The following is a 22901-nucleotide window of genomic DNA, read 5'->3' on the forward strand; positions in this document are numbered from 1 at the left end:
CATAAGATGCCGCAGTGGTGCCCAATCAAAGTCAAAACGCCCTCAGTCCATGTCCTGCCTGGGAGCAAGTGCTGTCTTAAGCAACTTATGTTGAGCCCGGACACAGCGGCTGCTCGCACAAACGTCGCGGCCGACCTGGAGGACAATATGTTGAGCAACTCGCTAATTGAGCTCGATCGCGCGCATCTGATTCACCCGGTCTCTTCTTATCGCAGCCACGAGGCGACGGGCGTCCGCGTGCTGAAGTCAGGCAAGGGCGCGACGCTGACCGATGTCTCGGGACGTCAATTGCTGGACGGCTTTGCGGGTCTGTGGTGTGTCAATGCCGGTTACGGACAGGACAGCATCGTTGAAGCGGCTACGCGACAGCTGCAGGAGCTGCCTTATGCGACGGGCTATTTCGGTTTGGGCTCGGACCCGGCGATCCGGCTGGCGGCCAGGTTGGCTGAATTGGCGCCTGGTGATCTGAACCATGTCTACTTCACCTTGGGCGGCTCCGACGCCGTCGACAGCACCATCCGGTTCATCCGCTACTATTATCATGCCAAGGGTAGGCCGCAGAAGGACCAGTTCATTTCCGTCGAATCTGGCTACCACGGATCGTCGACGGCAGGATCAGGCCTGACTGCGCTGCCGGCGTTTCATGCGGGCTTTGGAGTGCCATACAACTGGCAGCACAAAATTTCGTCGCACTACGCCTATCGCAATCCTGTCGGCTCGCATCCGCAGGCTATCATCGCGGCGTCGGTCGCGGCCTTGCGGGCCAAGATCGCCGAACTCGGCGCCGAACGCGTCGCCGCCTTCTATGTCGAGCCGATACAGGGGTCGGGAGGCGTCCTCGTTCCGCCGCCGTCCTGGCTCAAGGCGATGCATGCGGTCTGCAAGGAGCACGATATTCTGTTCGTGGCCGATGAGGTCATCACCGGCTTTGGCCGTGTCGGTCCGCTCTTCGCCTGCGAGGAAGATGATGTCGTGCCGGATCTCATGACCACGGCAAAGGGGCTGACCTCGGGGTACGTGCCGATGGGGGCCGTTCTCATGTCAGACGGCGTCTACAACACGATTGCCGACGGTGCCGGCAAGGCGGCCGTCGGCCACGGCTACACCTATTCCGCTCATCCCGTCAGCGCAGCCGTTGGGCTCGCGTGCCTTGATCTCTATGAAAACGGCTTGCTGGACAACGGCCGCAAGGCCGGGCACCGCCTGATGGAAGGTCTTCGCGCGCTTGCCGATCATCCGCTTGTCGGCGATGTCCGCGGTCGCGGCATGCTGGCCGCAATCGAGCTCGTGACTGACAAGGAGCTCAAGACGCCTCTGCCGGCGGAAGCCGACGCAGCGCGCCGCATCTTCGATCGCGCATGGGACAATGGTCTCGTGATCCGCGCTTTCGCGCAAGGCGTGCTGGGCTATGCGCCGCCGCTGTGTTGCACCGATGACGACATCGACGGCATTATTGAGCGGACAAAGACTACGCTCGACCAAACGCTCGAAGACAAGGACGTCCGCGCGGCGATGAAGGGATGATCATCGGCGCTGCCGGTTGGCGCCATGTTCTTAGCCATTGAAGATGCTTTCGAGCGGCAGATGGGATTTCACGATCGGGGACTTCAGCACGACGAAACTGAAGTACTTGTCGATGCCGATATCCATCTCGACCAGGCGTTCCATGACAGCCTGATATTCGCTGATCCCCGCGGTGATGAACTTGACGAGATAGTCGTATCCGCCTGAAACCAGATGGCATTCGACGACCGCATCGATCTTTTCGATCGTCGTGAGAAAGCGGGCGAAATCGATCTGCCGGTGATTCTTCAGGGTGATTTCCGCGAAGACCGTCAGGGTTTGTCCGAGCTTGGCAACATCGATCTGGGCGGAATAGCCGGTGATGAAGCCCTCAGACTGAAGCCTCTTGACGCGCATCAGGCACGGGCTCGGCGAAAGATTTATCAGCTCCGCGAGCTCGACGTTGGAAATGCGCCCGTTCTTCTGCAGTTCGCATAAAATCCTGATGTCGATCTTATCGAGCTTCATAGCAATGCCATCAGATGGGGCCAACAACGGCGTCAGGGCTTTGGGTCTTCAGCGTCATATGCATCCTAATAGCATCAACCAGCACCTTTTCCCAACGAGTCGGAAACCGCAATTCAGAACTCGGCCACCTTGCCCCAAGCCCCTGTTTTGAGCCGCTCAGGCCTGTAGGGGCGCGGATCGACGATCGGCGTACGACCGGTGATGATGTCGGCAATCATATGCCCGGCGCCGGGGCCGATTCCGAAGCCGTGACCGCTGAACCCCGCCGCGAGGATGAAACCTGGGATCGCCTCAACTTCACCGATTGCCGGAACGCCGTCCGGCGTGCTGTCGATATAGCCGGCCCAGACGTCGGAGATTGCCACGCGCCGGAGTTCAGGCAGCAAATCGCAAGCTCGTTGATGCGTCAGCCGAATCTGTCTCTTGTTGGGACGGGGATTGAGTGTCCGATTCCGCTCCATCGGGGTCACCTCATCAAGCGCCCACTTTGCCAGTGATTCATGACCCTGCCGCAAGCCCTCGAAGGCCCCAGTGGCAAGGCTTCGCCACCGCCGGACGAACATGGGCAGGAATTCGCGGCTGAACCTGAACTGCTGCGGCGTCGGATCGACGCGTGCGCGACCACTGATTGCCAGCGTGTATCCGCCGTTGCGACGTCGCGTGACCGACACCAGCGAGTTGTGCAGGGCGTCAGGCAGGCCAGCCGCGCCGGGTCCCACGGCGAGAATGGATTGGCGCACCGATGCCTGCGGGAAACGAATTCCAAGCTGGTTGCAGAACGACGAAGCCCACGCGCCTCCTGCCATGACCACCGTTTTCGTGCGGATCGTGCCGGCTTCGGTCACCACTCCGGTGACGCGGCCGGCACTGAGCTCGATGCCGCGCGCGGCGCAATGCTGGTGCACCGTGCCGCCCGCCGCCATGATCGCGCGCGCAGCGACAGGCACAGCCTTCGACGGGTCTGCCGTTCCATCCGTTGGCGAGAAGACGCCGCCTTTCCACTTGCGGCCCGTCGCCTTGCCTCGCTCACTTGCCTCTTCAGTGCTCAGCATGTGCGTCGTAACGCCCGCACTCCGGGCGAAATCGCGCCACTTCGCCCAGCCCGCCAGCTCAGCTTCGTCGTTCGACAGATACAGAAGGCCGCATCGGCGGAAGCCCGTATCCTCACCGGTTTCCTCGGCAAATCTCTCCCAGAGGTCGAGGCTCCTGGTCGCGATCGGCAGCTCGCGCGCATCGCGGTTCTGTTGGCGGCACCATCCCCAGTTGCGGCTGGACTGCTCGGCGCCGACGCGGCCCTTTTCGAGCAATGCAACCTTGATGCCGCGGCTGGCGAGATAATAGCTCGTGAACACACCCACCACGCCGCCGCCGATGACGACGACGTCTGCCTCGCCAGGCAGGAGGGGACTGGATTCAATATGCAGGAGCGGCGCGCTCATCAGACTGGTCTCCGGTGGCTGCCGTAACGTAATTGAGAAATTTGCGGCAGGCCTCGCGAACTTGCGTGATGAGACGGAATTTCCTGCGGTTCACTGCCTTTGATAAAGGCTATTATTGCGAAAATGCTTTGCATGCTGCAGCTTGCAGGCGGCCAGACCGTCGCACCCTCCCGCACGCGGCATCGGCCTTCTTTGGGCCGGGCGCCTCGGCAGGCTTGGCGGCACAGACTGAAATGCCAAATCGGACTTCGTTTTCGGAAGTTCCTGCTGCCTGGATGTCCCCTTTCGGCGATTCCGCGGAGATGAAAATCGCCAATATCGGCAGAACCACTCGATCGGTGGGTCGAAGTCCACAGAGGCAACCTGCATGAGTCCAGGAGCAGACCTTGGCGGAAGCGATCAGGCCATGATGCCGATGCCGTCTGTGCTTCGCTTCGATCGAGTTGGCCGATTGGGTCGGTGCTGCGCTCCGAGCAACAGTTCTTGCTTGTTGCGCGAAGAGGCCTGAATCATGTCGCAGCCTCCAACGAAGGAATGGCAAGTTGAGCGGCAAATTATCGACCTGTCCAAGGAGCGTGAAGGCGCAAGGAGCCGAAGCCGCCGGCCGCGGCAAGACGGCACTGGCTTGAAAAAGGAGGACGCTCTCATGGCCTCTGGCATCCAGGTGGCGAGCCCCGTCGATGTCGCGCTGTCGGTGCGCGAGCTGACCGTGAGTCTGCCGGAAGGCATGGAGCGGGCCTACGCCGTCGAGAATATCTCCTTCGATCTGAAACGCGGGCAGATTCTCTGTATCATCGGGGAATCCGGATCGGGCAAGTCGGTCACCGCGAATGCGATCATGGGGCTTCTACCGAAAGCGATCCGGGTCACCTCGGGGGCGATCCACCTGAATGGGACGAACATCGTAGGTCTCTCGCCCGACAAGCTCCGCAGCCTGCGCGGCCGCATCGTTTCAATGATCTTTCAAGATCCTCTCTCGGCGCTCAACCCGCTGATGACAGTGGGCGCGCAGATCGAGGAGGTGATGGCCGCGCACGACGTCGGCACGCCGGCCTCGCGTCGCAGCCGAGCCATCGACTTGTTGGTCGAAGTGGGTCTGCCCGATCCGCAGCTGATGTACCACCAATATCCATTCCGGCTTTCGGGCGGACAGCGGCAGCGCGTGATGATCGCCATGGCCCTGGCTCTAGAGCCCGCGATCCTGATTGCGGACGAGCCGACCACCGCCCTGGACGTGACGACCCAGGCGCAGATCCTCAAATTGATCCGCGACATTCAGCGCCGCAAGGGGATGAGCGTCATGTTCATCACCCACGACTTCGGCGTCGTGGCTGAGATCGCCGATTCCGTTGTGGTGATGGAGAAAGGCCATTGCGTGGAGCAGGGCAGTGCCGAGCAGGTGCTGAAGTCGCCCAGCCACCTCTATACGCGCCGCCTGGTCGCAGCCGTTCCCCACCTGACCGGCAAGAACCGTGTGCCCCTGGAAGCTGCTCAACCAGTGGCCATTCTCAAGGTCGAATGCCTCGCAAAAACCTATCGCAGCGGCAGCGCGCTTTTCCGCACGCAGCGCATCGTGCCTGCGGTCAATGGGGTCAGCTTCGACCTCACGTCGGGTCGCACGCTCGGCGTCGTCGGGGAGAGCGGTTCGGGCAAGTCGTCGCTCGGTCGGCTGCTGATCAAGCTCATGGAGTGCGATAGCGGCTCGATTCTGTTCGAAGGGCGCGACATCGCCGGGCTTTCCGAGGCCGAGTTTCGATCGCTGCGGCCCAAGATCCAGATGATCTTCCAGGATCCCTTTGCCTCGCTGAATCCGCGATCGACAGTCGGACATATTCTTACGGTCGGCCCTGTCGCGCATGGGGTGCCATACGGCGAGGCTTGCGAGCGCGCGCGGGAGCTTCTTTCGCACGTCGGCCTCGATGCAGGAGCCTTCGACCGCTATCCGCACGAATTCTCCGGCGGGCAGCGCCAGCGCATCGGTATCGCGCGGGCGCTGATGTTCAAGCCGAAGCTGCTGATTGCGGACGAAGCGGTCTCTGCGCTCGACGTATCGATCCAAGCCCAGATCTTGAAGCTGCTGGATCAGATTCAGCGCGAGACGGGCGTCTCGATGGTCTTCATCACGCATGATCTGCGCGTCGCAAGCCAGATCTGCGATGAAATTGCCGTCATGCATCGAGGACAGATCGTTGAACGCGGGCCGCCGTCTCAGATCTTCCTCGATCCGAAATCCAGCTACACGCGAGAATTGGTGGCAGCGATCCCCGGCGAGCAGCCCGGGACCCAAGATGAAAGCCACGTCGGACACCACAGGCAAGGAGAGACGTTATGACCGAGCGTTCTGCGACGACATCGAACTACTCTCGGCGCGATGCCCTGCGCATGGTAGCGATTGGTGGAGCTGCCGGCCTCTTCGCGCCCAATCTCTTGGGCAAGTCGGCCTTCGCGCGCACCTCTCCGGCAAAGCCAACCGGCCGCGTGATCGTCGGACTTGGACAGGAGCCGACCGTCTTCAATCCGCTGATGGTCCACATTGAAGTCGATGATGGCGTGCACTTCTCGGTTTTCGACGCGCTGTTCCGCATCGATCCCCAAGGCGTCATTCAGCCCAACCTTGCCCTGGAAGTGCCGAACCAAAAGAACGGCGGCATTTCTGAAGACGGTCTCAAATGGCGCATTCGTTTGCGTGACGATGTCCGCTGGCACGACGGCAAGCCTTTCAGCGCCGAGGACGTGAAGTTCACGCTCGAACTGATCACCAACCCCAACTTCCGGAGTTGGCGCACGTCCGGCCATTCTCTCCTGCGCGACATCACGGTGGTCTCGCCCACGGAGATCTCGTGGCGAATGGAGGAGGCCTTCGCGCCGTATTTGTCGTTCTTGACCGAAACCTTCATCGTGCCCAAGCACATTCTGGAGAAAGAGGCGAATCCGAACACCGCCGCCTTCAACCAGGCGCCGGTCGGCACCGGCGCGTTCAAGTGGGGCAAGCGGGTCGCTGGTGATCATCTCGAACTGGTGGCCAACACCGAATACTTCGGTGAAGGCCCTCATATCGAGCGGCTGGTGTTCAAATACATTCCCGATCTCACCGTCCTCTACACCCAGTTCAAGAGCGGCGACATCGATCTCGTGGGTCAGCCCTACATCACTCCCGATCACTACGGTGAAGCCAAGACGCTGCCGAACCGCGTGGTGACGCTGGTCCCAAGGGCCTCGTTCGAGTCCTTCTACCTGAACCTCGAGCGTCCGCAGTTCAAGGAGCTTGCGGTCCGCGAGGCGCTTTACGCGGCGATCGACAAGGAGGCGATCATCCAGGGGCTCTACTACGGCGTGCCGACGCCGACGGAGACTTTCATGCCGCGGCAGTCCTTCTACTTCAATGCCAATCTACCCCTGCACCAATTCGACGTGAATCGCGCGGCCAAGATCCTCGATCAAGCCGGATGGGCAAAGGGCGCGGACGGCATTCGTGCCAAGAACGGCGTTCGCCTGTCCTTCACCAATTCGACCACCTCCGGAGATCCGCTCCGCGAGCAGGTGCAGCAGTACCTGCAGCAGGCGTTCGCGCAATTGGGGATCGAGATGAAGATATCGAACCTGCCCGCCGCGGTGATGTGGGGCGAGTTTTGGATGCAGTCGCAATTCGATTCCGTGATCGTCGGCAGCTCGTATCTGATCGGCGCCGATCCGGATGTCACTAATCGCCTGCACTCGCGCTCGATCGGCGCGAAGGGCGGTCGCGGCTCGAACAACGCGCAATATGCGAATCCGGAGGTCGATGCCCTGCTCGACAAGGGCGCGCGGACCTTCGATCCTGAAGCCCGGCGCGCGATCTATGCTCGCGTCCAGGAACTTGTTCGTCGCGACCTGCCGTTCCTTCCGTTGTACCAGAGCAATGCGGTCGAAGGTCTCAAGAAAGGCATCAACGGCTTCGTGCCGAACGGCAATACGCGCACAGAATCCTGGAATGCGCTGGCCTGGTACTGGGCGAGCTGATCTCTTGCCGCCGGACCTGCAGGCCGGCGGCAGCGCTGTCACGCTAATGGAGGGCTCGAATGTTCGCCTTTCTGCTCAATCGTCTGTCGCAGAGCGCCGTGCTGCTCGTGATCGTCTCGATCATCGGCTTCACGGTTCTCAACCTCATGCCTGGCGGTCCTCTTGCGCAATTCGGGCTCGATCCCGGCATGACGCAGAAGGACATCGCGCGGCTCGCAGAGCAGCTAGGGCTGAACCGGCCGCTGTGGCTTCAGTATCTCGACTGGGCCTGGCGGCTGATCCGGGGCGACTGGGGACACTCCTTCCGCGATGGCTCTGCGGTGCTGGCGGTGATCGGCCGACATCTGCTAGCGACGCTGCTGCTGATGGGAACGTCCACCGCATTGGCGGTCGCGGCCGGCACCTGGATTGGCATCCGCGGTGCTACCAACCGCTATTCCCTGTTCGATTATTGCGCGACGGTGGGTGCCATGGTGGCACTTTCGGTTCCGACCTTCTGGTTCGGGCTCATTGGCATCTACATCTTTACGCTGAAGCTCGGTTGGGTTCCTGCAGGCAACATGTACACGATCGGCGACGGCTCGGTGCTGGATTATCTGCACCATCTGATCCTCCCGAGCTTGGTGCTGTCGCTGGTTCATGTTGCGATCTGGAGCCGCTACATGCGCTCGGCGACGCTCGATGCGCTGAGTCAGGATTTCGTCAAGACCGCCCGCGCCAAGGGCGTGAGCGAACGGCGCATCCTGCTGAAGCACGTCGTCGGCAATGCGCTGTTGCCGATGATCACCCTGGCCGGGATGCAATTGCCCAGCATTCTGACCGGCGCACTCGTGACCGAGACGGTTTTCACCTGGCCGGGAATGGGGCGGCTGTTTCTCGATAGCCTCGGCTACAGTGACTATCCGATGGTGATGGGACTGTTGATCTTCTCGGCCACCTTGGTCGTGCTGGGAAATCTGATCGCAGACATCGTCATCGCTACCGTGGATCCGCGCATTCGTCTGGGCTGAGCCCGCCGCTCACCCTTGTTACCAGGAGGCAGCAGATATGACCGCCATCGTCGTGCACGCAGCTCCTACTCGCTGGTGGCACAGCCGTGCAGTGGCGCGCTTCATGCGCCATCATCTGGCACTTGTCGGGATCTCCATGATCACCCTGCTTGTGTTGGCGTGCGCCATTGGCCCTTATGCCTTACCTTACGACACCCTCCAGATCGATCTGCGCGCACGCTTTGCACCGCCTCTCACCGGTCACCACTATTTCGGCACCGATCCTCTCGGACGTGACCTGGCTGCGCGGCTATTGATGGCCGGGCGCGTGTCGCTGCTGGTCGGATTCTCCGCGATGCTGCTGTCGACACTGATCGGCACCCTGGTTGGCGTGACGGCAGGCTATCGCGGCGGCTGGGTCGGGGCAGCGCTGATGCGCATGGTGGACGGTTTCCTGTCCTACCCGTCGATCTTCCTCGTCCTGGCGCTGGCCGCAATGCTGCGGCCGAGCCCCGTGATGATCACCGTCATCATTGCCGCCACGAGCTGGATGGAGACCGCGCGAATCGTCGAAGCCGAAGTCCGTTCGCTGCGCGAGCGCGAGTTCGTTCAGGCTGCGCGCATGGTCGGGCTTAGCAGAGCGCACATCATGTTCCGCGAGATCCTGCCCAATGCCATGGGCCCCATCATCGTCGCCGCGAGTCTGGCCGTTGCCCGCGCGATCCTTCTGGAGGCCTATATCAGCTTTCTCGGCTACGGCATCCAGCCGCCGCTGCCCAGCTGGGGCAACATGCTCAATGGCGCCCAGCAATATCTGGCGAGTGCTCCCTGGCTTGCCATCATTCCCGGCGCCGCCATTACGATGGCGGTAACGAGCTTCAATTTCATCGGCGATGGCTTGCGAGATGCCCTCGACGTTCGAAACGACCACATCTGAACGCTTTCAACCGAGTCGCGGCTGAACCCAGCGACCATACGAGAAGCAAAGCCATGCACGCGCCGAGAGTTGCCGAGAAGGCCACGCCCTATTGGTGGGAAGCTGCGCCGCTTAAGCCGCCGCCCCAGCAGCCAATAGCCAAGAAGCTCGACGTGTTGATCGTGGGCGCGGGCTATGCAGGGCTCTCGGCCGGTCTGGTGCTGGCGCGTGAGGGCCGCTCGGTTGCGGCCTATGATGCCATGGACCCTGGCGAAGGAGCTTCGACCCGCAACGGCGGTATCACCAGCGGATCCATTCGGCCCGATTACGCGACGCTCACGCGCCGGTTCGGAGAGGAGAAGGCGCTGGCGATCGAGGCGGAAGGCAAGGCCGCACGCGAGTTCCTGTACGATTTCATCAGGACGGAAGGCCTCGCCTGCGACTTCCAGCCGGTGGGGCAGTTCAAGGGCGCCTTCGGCTATGAGCAATACGAGGCCATGGCGCGCACCGCGGAGCGGTTCGCAAAGAAACTCGGGATCGAAGCCTACGCAGTTCCCTATGCCGAGCAACGCCAGTATATTGGCACCGATGTCTATCGCGGCGGTACGGTTCGGATGGACATCGGCGGGCTGCACCCGGCGAAATTCCACGCCGAACTGCTGCGGGTCGCATTCGCTTCCGGATTGACAGTCCACGCGCGGACGCCCGTGATCTCGATCGACAGAGATGGCTCCGGTTTCCGCGTCGTCACCGCGGCCGGTCCGGTGCAGGCGCGTCAGGTGCTGGTGTGTACCAACGGTTACACCGATGGCGCCGTGCCCTTCCTGCGCCGTCGGCTGGTCCCGGTTCGCAGCCGGATCATTGCGACGGAGGAGCTAGCGCCCGAAGTCATGGCGCGGCTGATGCCGAAACGCATGATGATCACGGAGAACCGGGAGGTCGGCTTCTATTATCGGCCCTCGCCTGATGGCAAACGCATCTTGCTCGGCGGCCGCGACAGCTCTCGGGTCGGCGACCCCGTCGCTCCGAAGCTGCTTCTGCGCAAGGGCCTGGTGAATCTGTTCCCTGAGCTGGAGGCCGTTCGCCTTTCACACAGCTGGTTCGGCCATGTGGCCATGAACCGCGACATGATTCCGCGCATTTTCGAAAAGGAAGGCATCGTCTATGCCAGCGGCTTCTGCGGGTCGGGCGTGGTCTGGGCGCCATGGGTCGGTATGCATGCGGCCCACAAGCTCATGGGACACGAGGAGCGGGCGCGCACCGCGTTCGACTTCAGGCCACCGGCCTTCATCCCGTTCTATCGAGGCAATCCGTGGTTCATGCCTGCTTTCATTCAGGGCTACCGGATGCGCGACCGGATCGCGATGTGGCGCGCCAGCCGTTGACGGCCGGCAGCACAGCTAACCCAGGGTGCGAGTTCCGGAGGCACTTCCGCCTCTCGAAAGAAGATTGACAATGCAGTACGTATCCACGCGCGGCCATTCAGGCCGCAAGCAATTCTGCGAGGCATTGCTTGAAGGCCTCGCGCCGGAGGGCGGGCTGTACGTCCCCGAGACCTATCCTCGCGTTGGCCACGCCACGCTGGATGGGTGGCGTACGCTGTCCTACGCCAACCTGGCTTTCGAGATCCTGTCGCTCTATGTCGGCGATATTCCCTCCGCCGACCTGAAAGCCATCTGTGCAAAGACGTACACGCCGGAGATATTCGGAAAGCCTGACATCGCGCCGCTGCGAAAGCTGGAGAGGGGACTTTACCTCCAGGAGCTGTCGAATGGTCCGACGCTGGCGTTCAAGGACATGGCGATGCAGTTGCTCGGCAATCTGCTCGAGTACGAGCTGTCGCGCCGGCAGGAGAACTTGAACATTCTTGGTGCGACCAGTGGCGACACCGGAAGCGCCGCAGAATACGCCATGCGCGGCAAGAAAGGGATGCGGGTGTTCATGCTCTCGCCCCGTGGGCGAATGAGCGCCTTTCAACAAGCTCAGATGTTCAGCCTCCAGGACCACAACATCCACAACGTCGCGATAGATGGCGTCTTCGACGATTGCCAGGACATCGTCAAGCGGGTGGCGAGCGATCTGGAGTTCAAGCAGAAATACAAGATCGGTGCGGTGAATTCGATCAACTGGGCGAGGCTCCTTGCGCAGGTCGTCTATTACTTCTCCGGTTATCTGCAGGCATCCGAACGGGGGGCGACAGGTGTAAGCTTTGCAGTGCCTTCGGGCAATTTCGGCAACATCTGCGCAGGGCATGTTGCGCGCATGATGGGCCTTCCAATATCCCGGCTGGTCCTGGCGACCAACGAGAACGACGTGCTCGACAAGTTTTTCCGCACCGGGGTGTATCGCGTCCGAAGTCGCGCTGAGACGCTCGAGACCTCAAGCCCGTCCATGGACATCTCCAAGGCCTCAAATCTCGAACGCTTTGTATTCGACCTGTTAGATAGGGACACAGAGCGAACCAAATCGCTGTTTGCTGATCAGCTCGGGGAGCGAGGCTCGTTCGATCTGAGTGGAGAATCCAGATTTGCAGAGGCCGCAGCCCGTTTCGGCTTCCGGAGTGGAAGGAGCACACATGCCGACCGGCTCGCGACCATCCGTGACACGTGGAAGCGCCTGAACGCCGTGATCGATCCACATACGGCGGACGGCGTGAAGGTCGGGCGCATGCACGCGAGCCCCGAGATGCCGATGATTGTGCTCGAAACTGCACAGCCGATCAAATTCGCCGCGACGATCAAGGAAGCTCTGGGCCGGGAGCCAGATCGCCCGCAACGCTACGAGGGCATCGAGAAGCTGCCGAGGCGAGTCAAGGTACTTCCCGCGGATGCACAGGCGGTCAAGAACTACATCACCGAGATTGTGGACGAGAAAGCCTGCTGAACGGCAGATATCGGAACAAAGACCGCGTCAACCATGGCTGTATTCACAGAACTCTCAATGGATCAAGTCGCAGCGCTCTTTCGAGCGCTGGGTCTCGGAGCGCCTCGTTCCGTTCGCGGGATCACAACCGGAATTGAGAACACGAACTACTTCGTCGATACGGATCGGGAAGAGTACGTGCTTACCATTTTTGAGCGTCTCACATTCGAGCAACTGCCGTTTTACCTCCACTTCATGAAGCATCTCGCGGCACGGGGAATGCCCGTCCCCGATCCGGTCGCTGACCTAGATGGCGCAATCCTTCACTCACTCAAGAGGCGACCTGCCGCGGTCGTTAACAGGCTTCTCGGTGCAAGTGAGACGGAACCTACGGTCGCGCATTGTAGGTACGTCGGAAAATTTCTCGCGCAAATGCATCTGGCTGGGGCCGATTACCCGCGACAACAGATAAATCCGCGCGGCCTTCAATGGTGGAACGAGGTTGTGCCGGTGGTCGGCCGCTACGCGTCCGCTGGACAGCGCGCGCTGCTGGCGAGTGAATTGGCGTTTCAGAACGAGGTCGCTTTATCCTCGGCCTACAGGCAACTGCCCAAGGGGCCGGTGCACGCCGATCTCTTTCGCGACAACGCCTTGTTTGAGCGGGGGCAGCTGTCCGGCGTTCTTGATTTCTATTTCGCCGGATGCGACGCGCTCCTGTTCGACATTGCAGTGTGCCTCAACGATTGGTGCATCGATAGTCCCGCGGGCCGTTACGACGACGAGCGAGTCATCGCCTTCCTGGGCGCATATGAGAGCGTCCGGATTCTGACTCCCTCGGAACGCTTGCTGCTTCCCGCGATGCAGCGCGCTGCGGCATTTCGGTTTTTGCTGTCGCGCCTGTGGGACGTATATCTGCCCCGCAAAGCTACGCTCCTGAAGCCACATGATCCGGGTCATTTCGAGCGCATGTTGCGCATGCTGCGTGGAGAGATCCCCATGATGATCGCCGAAATGGCGCCTAGCGAGAATTGGGGGTAATTATGACGCCGACTCTCGAAGTCCGAGTTCGTGAGCTTCTCTCTCAGCTCGTGGCCGATGGGCTGTACAAGCGCGAGCGCAGGATCAGCAGCGCGCAAGCCGGACGGATCCGCGTGGTTTCCCAGGCTTCCGAGCGCGAACTCGTCAATCTCTGCGCCAACAACTACCTTGGCCTGGCCGATCATCCCGAAGTCATCGCAGCCGCCAAGCGAGGCTTGGACGAGTTCGGGTTTGGCATGGCGTCGGTACGCTTCATCTGCGGGACGCAAACCCTCCATCGTGAGCTCGAGTGCACCATCGCACGGTACTTATGTAAGGATGACGCCATCCTGTTCGCGGCCTGCTTCGACGCCAATGGTGGCGTTTTCGAGCCGCTCCTGGAGGCCGAAGACGCCATCATTTCTGATTCGCTCAATCACGCTTCCATCATCGACGGCGTGCGTCTTTGCAAGGCGAATCGCTACCGGTTCGCCAACGGAGACATGAACGAGCTCGAGGGTCGGCTGAAGGAAGCGGACAAGAACGGTGGGCGCTTCAAATTGATTGCCACGGACGGCGTGTTCTCTATGGACGGATACGTGGCCAAGCTTCCCGCGATTTGCAACTTGGCCGAGAAATACGGCGCCGTCGTCATGGTCGATGACTGCCATGCCACGGGCCATCTTGGCGAATCCGGTCGCGGCACGCCTACGCTGACAGGCACAAGACATCAGGTCGACATCGTAACGGGTACGCTAGGCAAGAGCCTGGGCGGCGCCACGGGCGGCTTCGTCGCGGCGTCGCAACCCATTATTGATTTGCTTAGACAGCGAGCGCGTCCTTATCTGTTCTCCAACAGCCTCGCTCCGGCAGTGGCAGCCGGATCGATCGAGGCCATCCGGATCGCGGAAAGAGCTGACGACCGACGGCAGCGCCTGACTGCCCACGCTCGGCGCTTTCGGTCGGGGTTGGAACAGGCGGGATTTGAGCTGCTGGCAGGCGAGACGCCAATCATTCCAGTCATGATGCATGACTCGCGGCTGGCTCAGGACATGGCAGCCGCGCTGGATGAGCGCGGCATCTATGTCTCCGCCTTCTTCTATCCCGTCGTTCCCCAAGGAAAGGCGCGGATCAGGACACAGATGTCCGCTGCCCTGTCCGATAGAGACGTTGATTTGGCCGTCGAGGCCTTCACGGACGCCGGCAAAGTGCTCGGCGTGATTTGATGGCGAGAAAGGTGCTCTCATGAAAGCTCTTGTCAAAGCGGCAGCAGAACCGGGGCTCTGGCTCGGCGAAAGGGTGATCCCGCAGATCGGGCCGGATGACGTTCTCATCAAGATCAACAAGACCGGGATCTGCGGCACGGATATCCACATCTACGCTTGGGATGAGTGGGCGCAGCGGACCGTCCCTGTTCCGATGGTCGTCGGTCACGAGTATGCCGGCGAGATCGCCGAGGTAGGCGCAACGTCACGAAGTTCGCAATCGGTCAGCGCGTTTCCGGCGAGGGCCATGTTGTTGGTATGAGCAGCCGCGCTGCGCGCGGAGGACGGTTTCACTTGGATCCTCAAACCAAGGGGATCGGTGTCAACATCCCCGGGGCCTTTGCGGAATACCTGCGTCTGCCTGCCTTCAATGTCGTGCCGCTCCCTGATGCAATCGATGATGAGATCGGGGCTATCCTCGATCCGCTCGGCAATGCCGTCCACACCGCGCTGTCGCTCGACCTCGTCGGGGAGGATGTCCTCATCACAGGAGCAGGTCCTATTGGCATTATGAGCGCCGCGGTCGCCCGACACGTGGGCGCACGGCACGTCGTGATAACCGACGTCAATCCGCACCGTCTGGCCCTGGCATCTGCTGTGGCGGACGTTGTTCCTCTCGACGTGGCCAAGGATGATCTTAGGTCCGTGATCCGGCGCCTCGGTATGAAGGAGGGTTTCGACGTCGGGCTCGAGATGAGTGGTGCTCCCGCCGCATTCGACCAGATCGTCGACAATCTCGTCATGGGCGGCAAGATCGCTACGCTCGGCATTCCCGCTCGGCCGGCGACGGTCGACTGGACCAAGGTTGTCTTCAAGATGCTCACTGTGAAGGGAATCTACGGCCGGGAGATGTTCGAGACATGGCACAAGATGCTCGCAATGCTCGAAAGCGGTCTCGACATCCGAAAGATCATCACCCACCGTTTGCCTGTCGCAGAGTTCGAGACCGGCTTCGAGATCATGCGCAGTGGCAATTGCGGCAAGATCGTACTGGACTGGAAGGCTTGATGGCGTCAGCTCTGATGGCCGCTTTCGAATGCCGTCTTGGCGCGCCAGCCGCTGACGGCAGATTGGCGGCGCCGAGCCATGAACAATGAAATTCTATGCCGAACTTTGCTCCAGTCCAATTGTGTAATGCTGTCACGTGCAACGTACAGTGCGGACGAAGCGAGGATCAGGTGGCCCCCGCCGTCAATCAGGTACTGGCGATAAGTACCGCTAGCAAGAGAAACGTCGACCAATGATGAAGCCCGCATCTTACCAGGCCGGAGATTGCGACGATCGAGCCGCGGTGCTGGTTCCATTCGCCAGATCGCACCTGGAGGGCGCCCTGAAGCTCTCGCAGGAGATGTCCTGGCCGTATCGGCTCGAGGATTGGGATGTCGCGCTGCAGTTGGGCAAAGGCTTTGTTCTGGAACGCGGGGGGACGGTGATCGGGACCGCGGCGTGGTGGCCGTACGGCGAGACTCACGCTTCCGCAGGCCTGATCATTGTCGCAAAGACCGCGCAGGGCCGTGGCTATGGGGCCCGGCTCATGGATGCGTTGCTGACGTCCGCGCGTCCACGAAGCATTGCGCTGAATTCAACCGCGGAAGGCCAGGCGCTTTACCAGCGGCGCGGTTTCGTCCCCATCGGGGTCATCCACCAGCATCAAGGAATTCCCAGAGGACGTCATGAGCCGCCGCCGCTCAAGCTCGTCAGGCCAATGGCTGCCTCGGATTTCGAGGTGGTCATGCGACTCGATCGCGACGCAACGGGCTTGGAGAGACGACAGATGCTCGAAAAGCTGCTCCACAGCGGTAATGGCTATGTCCTGCAGCGCGACGGCATTGCAGGCGGCTACGCCATCTCCCGGCTTTTCGGCCGCGGGCATGTTATCGGTCCTGTCGTCGCCGAAACCTCGACCGATGCACAGGCGCTGATCGAGGCTGCGCTCGCGCGGCTCGGCAGTGTTTTTGTCCGCATCGACACCTCTGCCACATCGCAGCTCGGGGATTGGCTCGAAAGGATCGGCCTGGAGCAGGTCGGTGACGCCACCACCATGATCTTGGGCACGCCGGCGTCGTCGAGCGGGCCGGCGCACGTGTTTGCGATTCCCAATCAGTCGTTCGGCTAGGAGACATCGACGTGCTACGCGAGGAGATGAGCGGAACGGATCACCAGAGCTCCGAGACGGCTGCAACGCTCGGCACGCTGGCAACGCCGGCTCTGCTGCTCGACGAGCATCGACTCGATCGCAATCTCGCCCGCCTGTCCTCGCGCATGGCGGCGCGGGGCGTCGTGCTGCGTCCCCACATGAAAACCGGCAAATCCATCGACGTGGCCCGACGGGCCTATCCGTCCGGACCGGGGCCGATCACTGTCTCTACCCTGGCGGAAGCCGAGTATTTCGCGCGGCACGGTTTTGGCGACATGACTTATGCGGTGGGTCTGGCGCCCCACACAGCTGAAAGAGCAATGCGTCTGCGCAAAGCAGGCGTTGACCTCAAGGTACTGCTCGATTCGCCAGAGCAGGCAAGAATGCTCGGCGCCGCCGGTCGTGCCGCTGGTGTGACACCGACCGCGTTCATCGAGATCGACTGCGATGGTCACCGCGGCGGGCTGACCGCGAACGATCCAAAGCTCATTGCAGTCGCGGTCGCGCTGGGCGAGGCCGGCGTCAGGCTTGCCGGCGTTCTCACCCATGCCGGCGAATCCTACAGCCTGTTCACGCCCGAGGCTCTCGTCGCGGCCGCGGAGAATGAGAGAGCGGTGGCGGTTGCCGCGGCGGAGGCCTTGCGGGTGGCCGGGCACCAATGCCCCATCGTGAGCGTCGGCTCGACCCCGACCGCGCATTTCGCCGAAGACCTGACCGGCGTCACGGAAATGCGGGCTGGCGTCTACATGTTCTTCGATCTGGTGATGCACGGCGTCGGTGTCTGCACGACCGACGACATCGCGATCTCGGTTCTTGCCACAGTGATCGGCACCAAGCCGGAGAAGGGGTGGATCCTGGTCGATGCGGGGTGGATGGCGCTCTCGCGCGACCGCGGCACCGCGGCGCAGCGGGTTGATCAGGGCTATGGTCTCGTCTGCGATCTCTCCGGCAAAGTCTATCCCGACCTGATCGTCGCCCAGGCAAGCCAGGAGCACGGCATCCTCGCGATGAGATCGGCATCGACACAAGCTTTGCCGCATCTCCCGATCGGCGCGAGAGTCAGGATCCTGCCCAATCATGCTTGCGCGGCGGCGTCGCAGCACGACTCGTACAACGTCGTCTCCGCCGGCAGCGACGCGATTCACGCCCGATGGCCCCGGATGCGCGGCTGGTAGGGCTGGCCCGGCCATTCCCCGGCACCTCGGCCCCGTGGTTTCTGCCGCTGATCGGCCTCTTACCGGATCAAGGATGGGTTCCAATGACCTCGCCCCTTCGACACCTGACGGAAGCAGGCTTCATCGGAAAATTCTACATCGACGGTGAATGGCGGAAGCCGATCGGATCAGTCAGGGCAGCAGCAACCGTCGTCAATCCGGCGACGGAGCAGCCGATCGCTGACGTCGCGCTCGGCGATGACGATGACGTGGACTGCGCCATCGTAGCCGCGAGACGAGCCTTCGCCAGCTGGTCCATGACCCCGCCTGCCGAGAGAGCGGCGCTGCTCGATCGGGTCCATGGCTTGCTGCTCGAGCGGCTTGAGCTGTTCGCGCAAGCCCTCACCTGCGAGATGGGAGCCGCCATCACCTACGCGCGTCGAGCCCAGGTGCCGCTGGCCGCCGAACATATCCGCGTCGCGCGCGACAATCTCGCAACCTATCCGTTCATCACCCCGCGCGGCAGCACCGCGATCTTGCGGGAGGCGATCGGCGTGTGCGGTCTCATCACGCCATGGAACTGGCCACTTTATCAGATCACCGCAAAGGTGGGCCCGGCGATCGCAGCCGGCTGCACGGTGGTGTTGAAGCCGAGCGAATTGTCGCCGCTGAGCGCCTTGCTGTTCGCCGAGGTGATGGACGATGCCGATTGTCCGCCCGGCGTCTTCAACCTCGTCAATGGAACAGGTCCGATCGTGGGCGCTCGTCTAGCGTCGCATCCGCAGGTGGACATGATCTCGATCACCGGCTCGACGCGGGCTGGCGTTCTCGTCGCGCAAGCGGCAGCGCGCACCGTCAAGCGCGTTGCCCAGGAGCTCGGCGGCAAGTCGCCGAACGTCATCTTGCCGGACGCCGATCTCAACCGGGCTGTTTCGCTTGGCGTCGGCGCAGCCTTCCGCAATCTCGGCCAATCCTGCAGCGCTCCGACGCGCATGCTTGTGTCCCGCTCACAGCTGGAGAAGGTCGAGATCCTGGCGGCGGCGGCCGCTTCTGAACTGGTGGTGGGCGATCCGCTTGCGGAAAGCACGACCCATGGCCCGATCGCCAACCGGCCGCAGTTCGAGCGAGTGCAGACCATGATCGGTGTCGGCCTGGAAGAAGGCGCCAAGCTCGTCATCGGCGGGCCCGGGCGGCCCGGCGACCTGCAGATTGGCTTCTATGCGCGGCCGACCATCTTCTCGAACGTCCGTCCCGACATGAGGATCGCGCAGGAGGAGATATTCGGCCCGGTGCTGTCGATCATTCCCTACGACACCGTGGACGAGGCGATCGCGATCGCCAACGACACCGTCTACGGTCTCGGCGCACACGTGCAGGGCACTGATATGGAAAGGGTGCGAGCCGTCGCCAGGCAGATCCAGTCGGGGCAAGTGCATCTCAACCATCCCGACTGGGACCCCAACGCACCTTTCGGCGGCTACAAGCGCTCCGGCAACGGTCGCGAATACGGCATCGAGGGCATGGAGGAATATCTTGAGACCAAGTCCGTTCTCGGATTTTATCGATGAATGCTGGCAGTCACCAGAAGCCGCTTTCAAGCCCAGGCATAGAAACACCCGTGATTGCAACAGTCGACCAGCTTTCTTGCGCGTCAGCTTCAACCGAAACCTATTTTCGCGCAGCCGCCGCAGTCTTGGCCATGCGGTCCGACTCCTCCGGACCGGACATATCCGCGGCGCTGCTGAAGCTTCACTACGGAGTGACCGGCTCGATCGCGACGTTGTCCTCTGAGATCGAGCGCACCGTTGAGGTCAACATCCCGGGCGGCCGCCGGTGCATCCTGAAGACGTCGACCAGACCGGAGGCTGTCGACAGCTTCCGCTTCCAGGCCTCGGCCTTGGCAGGCTTGGAGGAGGCTGTGGGCTTCGCTGCACCCGCAGTGCTGCGCACGAGCAGCGGGGAATTGATGTTTGAGGAAGAAGGCGTATGCGGGTTCCTGCAAACCCGGCTCGAGGGCATTCCGCTACACAAGGTCATTCGCACTCCCGACCTGCTATTTCGGACTGGACGCGCCCTCGCGCTGCTTGACTTAGCGCTTGCGCAAGTCAGGGTGCCTGCAGCCCATCGGCCGGTTCTTTGGCATGTCGGGTGCTGGTCGCGCCTGATGGAACTAGCGCCGTATCTGCCAAGCGGGAGCGTCGCCGATTGCGTTCGCGCCGCCATGGCCGAGTATCTGGAGTTTGTTGAGCCACAAATCTCGAACGTCGTCTGGCAGGTCACCCATAACGATCCCAGTCCGTTCAATATGATTGTGACTGGCCGGGGTCTGGGCTTCATCGATTTTGGCGACGGCTGCTGGAGCCCCAGGATTCAGGATCTGGCGATCGCAGCAAGCCACTTCGTATCAGATCCGTCCCTTCCTCTCGGCGGCGCCGAACATCTCATTGGCGGCTACGCCTCTGTCATCGCGCTTTCGCCGCTCGAAGCAAGTCTCCTCGTCGCACTGATGCGGGCGCGACAAAGCGCATTGATCTTGGTCAATTACTGGCGCGCCCACCTTTTTCCAGCCGACGCCCAGTACATCAAGAAGAACGTCGCGCGTGCCGAGCACGGTCTTTCGATCCTGGCGCCTCTCGATGTCGCAATGGGGGAGGCGGCAGTCCTGACGGCAGTATCGTCGTCCTCACCGTGACGCCGCTGAGGTTCGCCCAGTCGACAGGGTCGTAAACTTTGCGAAGTGACCAGGATATTCTCTCAAACAGGCAGCAGCTCATGTCCACAGATCTCATGCCCAATCGTTACAGGCCCGGCGAATCGGAGCTTCCCAGGCGCGAATCCGAGCTGATTGCTCGCCGTGACAAAGTTCTGGGCGCTTCTTATCGGCTCCAGTACCGCCGGCCCGTGCACTTCGTGCGCGGCGAAGGTATGTGGCTGTACGACCCCGACGGGCGAGCCTATCTCGACTTCTACAATAACGTGCCGTGTCTCGGCCATTGCCACCCGGAAGTAAACGCGGCCATGGCGGAGCAGGCGGGCCGAATAAGTGCCAACACGCGCTATCTCGAGCCACAGCTTGTCGATTATGCCGAGCGGTTGGTGGGTACTTTCCCAAACGAGCTCGACCGCGTGGTGTTTACTTGCACGGGGAGTGAATCCAACGATCTGGCGCTTCGCATTGCGCGATGTGCGAGCGGCAACGAAGGCGTGATCGTTTCCAATTATGCCTATCACGGCACGAGTGCTACGACTTCAGCGGTTTCGCCGAACCTGGGCGACGCAGTCAAGCTCAGCCCATTCGTGCGGATGGTGTCACTACCCGGGCCGGCAGGCATACCGGAAGCCCAGTCTGCGGACTTTTTCGCGACGCAGATCCGTTCAGCCATAGTGGATCTGAACCGTCGTGGAATCGGCGTTGCGGCGCTGCTCATCGACAGTATTTTTTCCAGCGATGGCGTATGGGTGGATCCTCCTGGCTTCATCGCGAGTGGAGTTGCGGCGGTGCAGGAGGCAGGTGGTCTCGTCATCGCCGACGAAGTTCAACCGGGTTTTGGGCGAACCGGCGCTTGCATGTGGGGCTTCGAGCGCCACGGGATCGTTCCGGATCTTGTTACCCTTGGCAAGCCGATGGGCAACGGATTTCCGATTGGCGCTGTCGTTGGTCGCAGAGCATGGATGGACCAGTTTGGTGCCACCTCTCGCTATTCGAACACATTCGCTGGAAACACAGTCGGAATAGCAACAGCGAACGCCGTGTTAACGATCCTGCAGCGCGACCAGATCCCGCAAAAGGCGCTTGCGGTGAGCCTGCGTCTCCGCGCCGGATTAGAGAAGCTTGCAAAGCAACGACACGAGGTTCGCGCCATCCGAAATGCCGGTCTCTTCTTCGGCGTCGACATAGGGTCTGAGAGAACCCCCGCGACAGGCCGTCGTGCGATGGCTTTGGACCTGGTCAATGCAATGCGGGATGACGGCGTGCTTATCAGCACGACCGGAGCCAATGAAGATACGCTCAAAGTGCGCCCACCGCTCGTTTGCCAAGCCGAGCATGTTGACCTTTTCCTGGCAACCATGGAGCGCGCACTCATCAAGGTGGCAGGCTAGATTGCAGAAGTCATCGGGGGCAGTTCTCGTTCTTTGGCGAGCCGCCGCAGAAGGCTATCAAGCCTGATGCCATGCCTGAATGGAAATTTGCACTTGTCCTTGCAGCCATCGAGCTAGCTCGAGTGCTTTTCCGGTCAGTTCAGCTTCTCCCGTCCAGATCAGGCCGTAGTGGCTTTCGTCGGGATCGAAACCGGCAGGGGCGATGAGCCGTCCTCTATCGATGTCGTCGGTAGCAAGGACCCACGGACTGAGGGCAACGCCCAATCCTGCCGATGCAGCTTCAACAATCAGGAAGTGATGGTCGTAGAAGCGGATTTCCGTGGGACGCCGCATTGACGGATGGGTGGAAAGCCACCGCGACCAAGCGTCCGGTCGGGTCTTTGAACCCAAAGCGATGTACTCCCCCGAGGCAAAGGCTGGCGCGAGCTGGGGGCTCATGACCGGCCCCACCTTTTCAGGAAAAAGACGCTGGACATGCCACGCCTCCGGAAGCGCAAAGTCGAGCCGGCGGATAGCAAGATCGATGCGCTCGCGGCGGAACTCGACGGGGCCGCCGCCGACTGACAGATGCAGAGCGATATCGGGGTGGTCGGCCTGAAAGCTTGCAAGCCTCGGAATAAGCCAGCGCATAGCGACTGAAGGCTCACATGAGAGTACAAGGGCATTCTGCCGAGCGTTGGCAGCGCGCAAGCTCTCAACGGTTGCCGCCAACTCGGCGAAAAACCGACCCACTGTAAGGTTGAGCACCTCTCCAGCAGCGGTGAGGCGCAAGCCACGTCCGCTTTTTTCGAAGAGTTTGAAGCCAAGGTCTTCGGACAGCTTGGTGATACGGCGGCTCACCGCTCCGTGGGTCAAGGCAAGGCTGTCGGCCGCAACGCGGACGGAGCCGAGGCGCGCCGTGGTCTCGAACGCGCGTAGATCGTCCAAGGAAGGTATTTCTGACCGCTTCATTGGTGACATAATATCACCAATAATCGCAAAAACTATCGCT

Annotated in this window: 17 protein-coding genes and 1 pseudogene; 15 read left to right on the forward strand and 3 right to left on the reverse strand. The window is 61.6% G+C overall.

Going from position 1 to position 22901, the window contains the following annotated elements; all coding sequences use genetic code 11:
* Positions 1 to 147 precede the first annotated feature (147 nt).
* Positions 148 to 1524 (forward strand): aspartate aminotransferase family protein, encoded by a 1377-nt coding sequence (locus tag IVB26_RS39425; protein WP_247973782.1) that lies wholly within the window; start codon positions 148 to 150, stop codon positions 1522 to 1524.
* Positions 1525 to 1554: 30 nt separating this feature from the next.
* Here the strand turns inward: IVB26_RS39425 and IVB26_RS39430 are convergent, their stop codons facing one another.
* Both IVB26_RS39430 and IVB26_RS39435 read right to left on the reverse strand, forming a co-directional pair.
* Positions 1555 to 2031 carry an Lrp/AsnC family transcriptional regulator gene (locus tag IVB26_RS39430; protein WP_247973783.1) on the reverse strand — a complete coding sequence of 159 codons (477 nt, stop codon included), beginning with the start codon at positions 2029 to 2031 and terminating at the stop codon, positions 1555 to 1557.
* A 113-nt stretch (positions 2032 to 2144) separates the two neighbouring features.
* Positions 2145 to 3470 (reverse strand): NAD(P)/FAD-dependent oxidoreductase, encoded by a 1326-nt coding sequence (locus tag IVB26_RS39435; RefSeq protein ID WP_247973784.1) that lies wholly within the window; start codon positions 3468 to 3470, stop codon positions 2145 to 2147.
* A gap of 646 nt (positions 3471 to 4116) precedes the next feature.
* On the opposite strand from IVB26_RS39435, the gene IVB26_RS39440 reads away from it, so the two are divergent.
* From IVB26_RS39440 to IVB26_RS39505, 14 genes and pseudogenes are all read left to right on the forward strand, one after another.
* A complete protein-coding gene (locus IVB26_RS39440; protein WP_247973908.1) occupies positions 4117 to 5802 on the forward strand; it encodes an ABC transporter ATP-binding protein in 1686 nt (561 codons plus the stop codon).
* Entirely contained in the window at positions 5799 to 7469 is a 1671-nt protein-coding gene (locus IVB26_RS39445; protein WP_247973785.1) for a peptide ABC transporter substrate-binding protein, read from the forward strand. The genes IVB26_RS39440 and IVB26_RS39445 overlap by 4 nt, the downstream gene beginning before the upstream one ends.
* 59 nt (positions 7470 to 7528) lie before the next feature.
* Positions 7529 to 8479 (forward strand): ABC transporter permease, encoded by a 951-nt coding sequence (locus tag IVB26_RS39450; RefSeq protein WP_247973786.1) that lies wholly within the window; start codon positions 7529 to 7531, stop codon positions 8477 to 8479.
* A 37-nt stretch (positions 8480 to 8516) separates the two neighbouring features.
* Complete coding sequence (locus tag IVB26_RS39455; protein WP_247973787.1) at positions 8517 to 9395, forward strand: ABC transporter permease; 879 nt, start codon at positions 8517 to 8519, stop codon at positions 9393 to 9395.
* Between the two features lie 53 nt (positions 9396 to 9448).
* Positions 9449 to 10759, forward strand: a complete 1311-nt coding sequence (locus IVB26_RS39460; protein ID WP_247973788.1) for an NAD(P)/FAD-dependent oxidoreductase — start codon at positions 9449 to 9451, stop codon at positions 10757 to 10759.
* Positions 10760 to 10829: 70 nt separating this feature from the next.
* Positions 10830 to 12257 (forward strand): threonine synthase, encoded by a 1428-nt coding sequence (thrC, locus tag IVB26_RS39465; protein ID WP_247973789.1) that lies wholly within the window; start codon positions 10830 to 10832, stop codon positions 12255 to 12257.
* Positions 12258 to 12290: 33 nt separating this feature from the next.
* Positions 12291 to 13274, forward strand: a complete 984-nt coding sequence (locus IVB26_RS39470; RefSeq protein ID WP_247973790.1) for a homoserine kinase — start codon at positions 12291 to 12293, stop codon at positions 13272 to 13274.
* 2 nt (positions 13275 to 13276) lie between these two features.
* Positions 13277 to 14479, forward strand: coding sequence for a glycine C-acetyltransferase (locus tag IVB26_RS39475; protein WP_247973791.1), 1203 nt, complete (start codon positions 13277 to 13279; stop codon positions 14477 to 14479).
* 19 nt (positions 14480 to 14498) lie between these two features.
* Positions 14499 to 15526 (forward strand): annotated as a pseudogene (gene tdh, locus IVB26_RS39480) (L-threonine 3-dehydrogenase).
* Positions 15527 to 15758: 232 nt separating this feature from the next.
* Complete coding sequence (locus tag IVB26_RS39485; protein ID WP_247973792.1) at positions 15759 to 16634, forward strand: GNAT family N-acetyltransferase; 876 nt, start codon at positions 15759 to 15761, stop codon at positions 16632 to 16634.
* A gap of 26 nt (positions 16635 to 16660) precedes the next feature.
* Positions 16661 to 17830 carry an alanine racemase gene (locus tag IVB26_RS39490; RefSeq protein ID WP_247973909.1) on the forward strand — a complete coding sequence of 390 codons (1170 nt, stop codon included), beginning with the start codon at positions 16661 to 16663 and terminating at the stop codon, positions 17828 to 17830.
* A gap of 83 nt (positions 17831 to 17913) precedes the next feature.
* A complete protein-coding gene (locus IVB26_RS39495) occupies positions 17914 to 19377 on the forward strand; it encodes an aldehyde dehydrogenase family protein (RefSeq protein ID WP_247973793.1) in 1464 nt (487 codons plus the stop codon).
* Positions 19374 to 20501 carry a phosphotransferase enzyme family protein gene (locus IVB26_RS39500; protein ID WP_247973794.1) on the forward strand — a complete coding sequence of 376 codons (1128 nt, stop codon included), beginning with the start codon at positions 19374 to 19376 and terminating at the stop codon, positions 20499 to 20501. The genes IVB26_RS39495 and IVB26_RS39500 overlap by 4 nt, the downstream gene beginning before the upstream one ends.
* 80 nt (positions 20502 to 20581) lie before the next feature.
* Complete coding sequence (locus IVB26_RS39505) at positions 20582 to 21910, forward strand: aspartate aminotransferase family protein (protein WP_247973795.1); 1329 nt, start codon at positions 20582 to 20584, stop codon at positions 21908 to 21910.
* A gap of 57 nt (positions 21911 to 21967) precedes the next feature.
* Here IVB26_RS39505 and IVB26_RS39510 read toward each other — a convergent pair whose 3' ends face one another.
* Entirely contained in the window at positions 21968 to 22861 is an 894-nt protein-coding gene (locus IVB26_RS39510) for a LysR family transcriptional regulator (RefSeq protein WP_247973796.1), read from the reverse strand.
* Between the last annotated feature and the right edge of the window lie 40 nt (positions 22862 to 22901).

It is taken from the genome of Bradyrhizobium sp. 195 (assembly GCF_023101665.1).
In the GTDB taxonomy this organism is placed as follows: Bacteria; Pseudomonadota; Alphaproteobacteria; order Rhizobiales; family Xanthobacteraceae; genus Bradyrhizobium.

What these genes read in the sequence shown, in the direction of transcription:
- IVB26_RS39425 (WP_247973782.1), top strand. Translation starts at nt 148, where the DNA reads ATGTTGAGCAACTCGCTAATTGAGCTCGATCGCGCGCATCTGATTCAC.
- IVB26_RS39430 (WP_247973783.1), bottom strand. Translation starts at nt 2,031, where the DNA reads ATGAAGCTCGATAAGATCGACATCAGGATTTTATGCGAACTGCAGAAG.
- IVB26_RS39435 (WP_247973784.1), bottom strand. Translation starts at nt 3,470, where the DNA reads ATGAGCGCGCCGCTCCTGCATATTGAATCCAGTCCCCTCCTGCCTGGC.
- IVB26_RS39440 (WP_247973908.1), top strand. Translation starts at nt 4,117, where the DNA reads ATGGCCTCTGGCATCCAGGTGGCGAGCCCCGTCGATGTCGCGCTGTCG.
- IVB26_RS39445 (WP_247973785.1), top strand. Translation starts at nt 5,799, where the DNA reads ATGACCGAGCGTTCTGCGACGACATCGAACTACTCTCGGCGCGATGCC.
- IVB26_RS39450 (WP_247973786.1), top strand. Translation starts at nt 7,529, where the DNA reads ATGTTCGCCTTTCTGCTCAATCGTCTGTCGCAGAGCGCCGTGCTGCTC.
- IVB26_RS39455 (WP_247973787.1), top strand. Translation starts at nt 8,517, where the DNA reads ATGACCGCCATCGTCGTGCACGCAGCTCCTACTCGCTGGTGGCACAGC.
- IVB26_RS39460 (WP_247973788.1), top strand. Translation starts at nt 9,449, where the DNA reads ATGCACGCGCCGAGAGTTGCCGAGAAGGCCACGCCCTATTGGTGGGAA.
- thrC (WP_247973789.1), top strand. Translation starts at nt 10,830, where the DNA reads ATGCAGTACGTATCCACGCGCGGCCATTCAGGCCGCAAGCAATTCTGC.
- IVB26_RS39470 (WP_247973790.1), top strand. Translation starts at nt 12,291, where the DNA reads ATGGCTGTATTCACAGAACTCTCAATGGATCAAGTCGCAGCGCTCTTT.
- IVB26_RS39475 (WP_247973791.1), top strand. Translation starts at nt 13,277, where the DNA reads ATGACGCCGACTCTCGAAGTCCGAGTTCGTGAGCTTCTCTCTCAGCTC.
- IVB26_RS39485 (WP_247973792.1), top strand. Translation starts at nt 15,759, where the DNA reads ATGATGAAGCCCGCATCTTACCAGGCCGGAGATTGCGACGATCGAGCC.
- IVB26_RS39490 (WP_247973909.1), top strand. Translation starts at nt 16,661, where the DNA reads ATGAGCGGAACGGATCACCAGAGCTCCGAGACGGCTGCAACGCTCGGC.
- IVB26_RS39495 (WP_247973793.1), top strand. Translation starts at nt 17,914, where the DNA reads ATGACCTCGCCCCTTCGACACCTGACGGAAGCAGGCTTCATCGGAAAA.
- IVB26_RS39500 (WP_247973794.1), top strand. Translation starts at nt 19,374, where the DNA reads ATGAATGCTGGCAGTCACCAGAAGCCGCTTTCAAGCCCAGGCATAGAA.
- IVB26_RS39505 (WP_247973795.1), top strand. Translation starts at nt 20,582, where the DNA reads ATGTCCACAGATCTCATGCCCAATCGTTACAGGCCCGGCGAATCGGAG.
- IVB26_RS39510 (WP_247973796.1), bottom strand. Translation starts at nt 22,861, where the DNA reads ATGAAGCGGTCAGAAATACCTTCCTTGGACGATCTACGCGCGTTCGAG.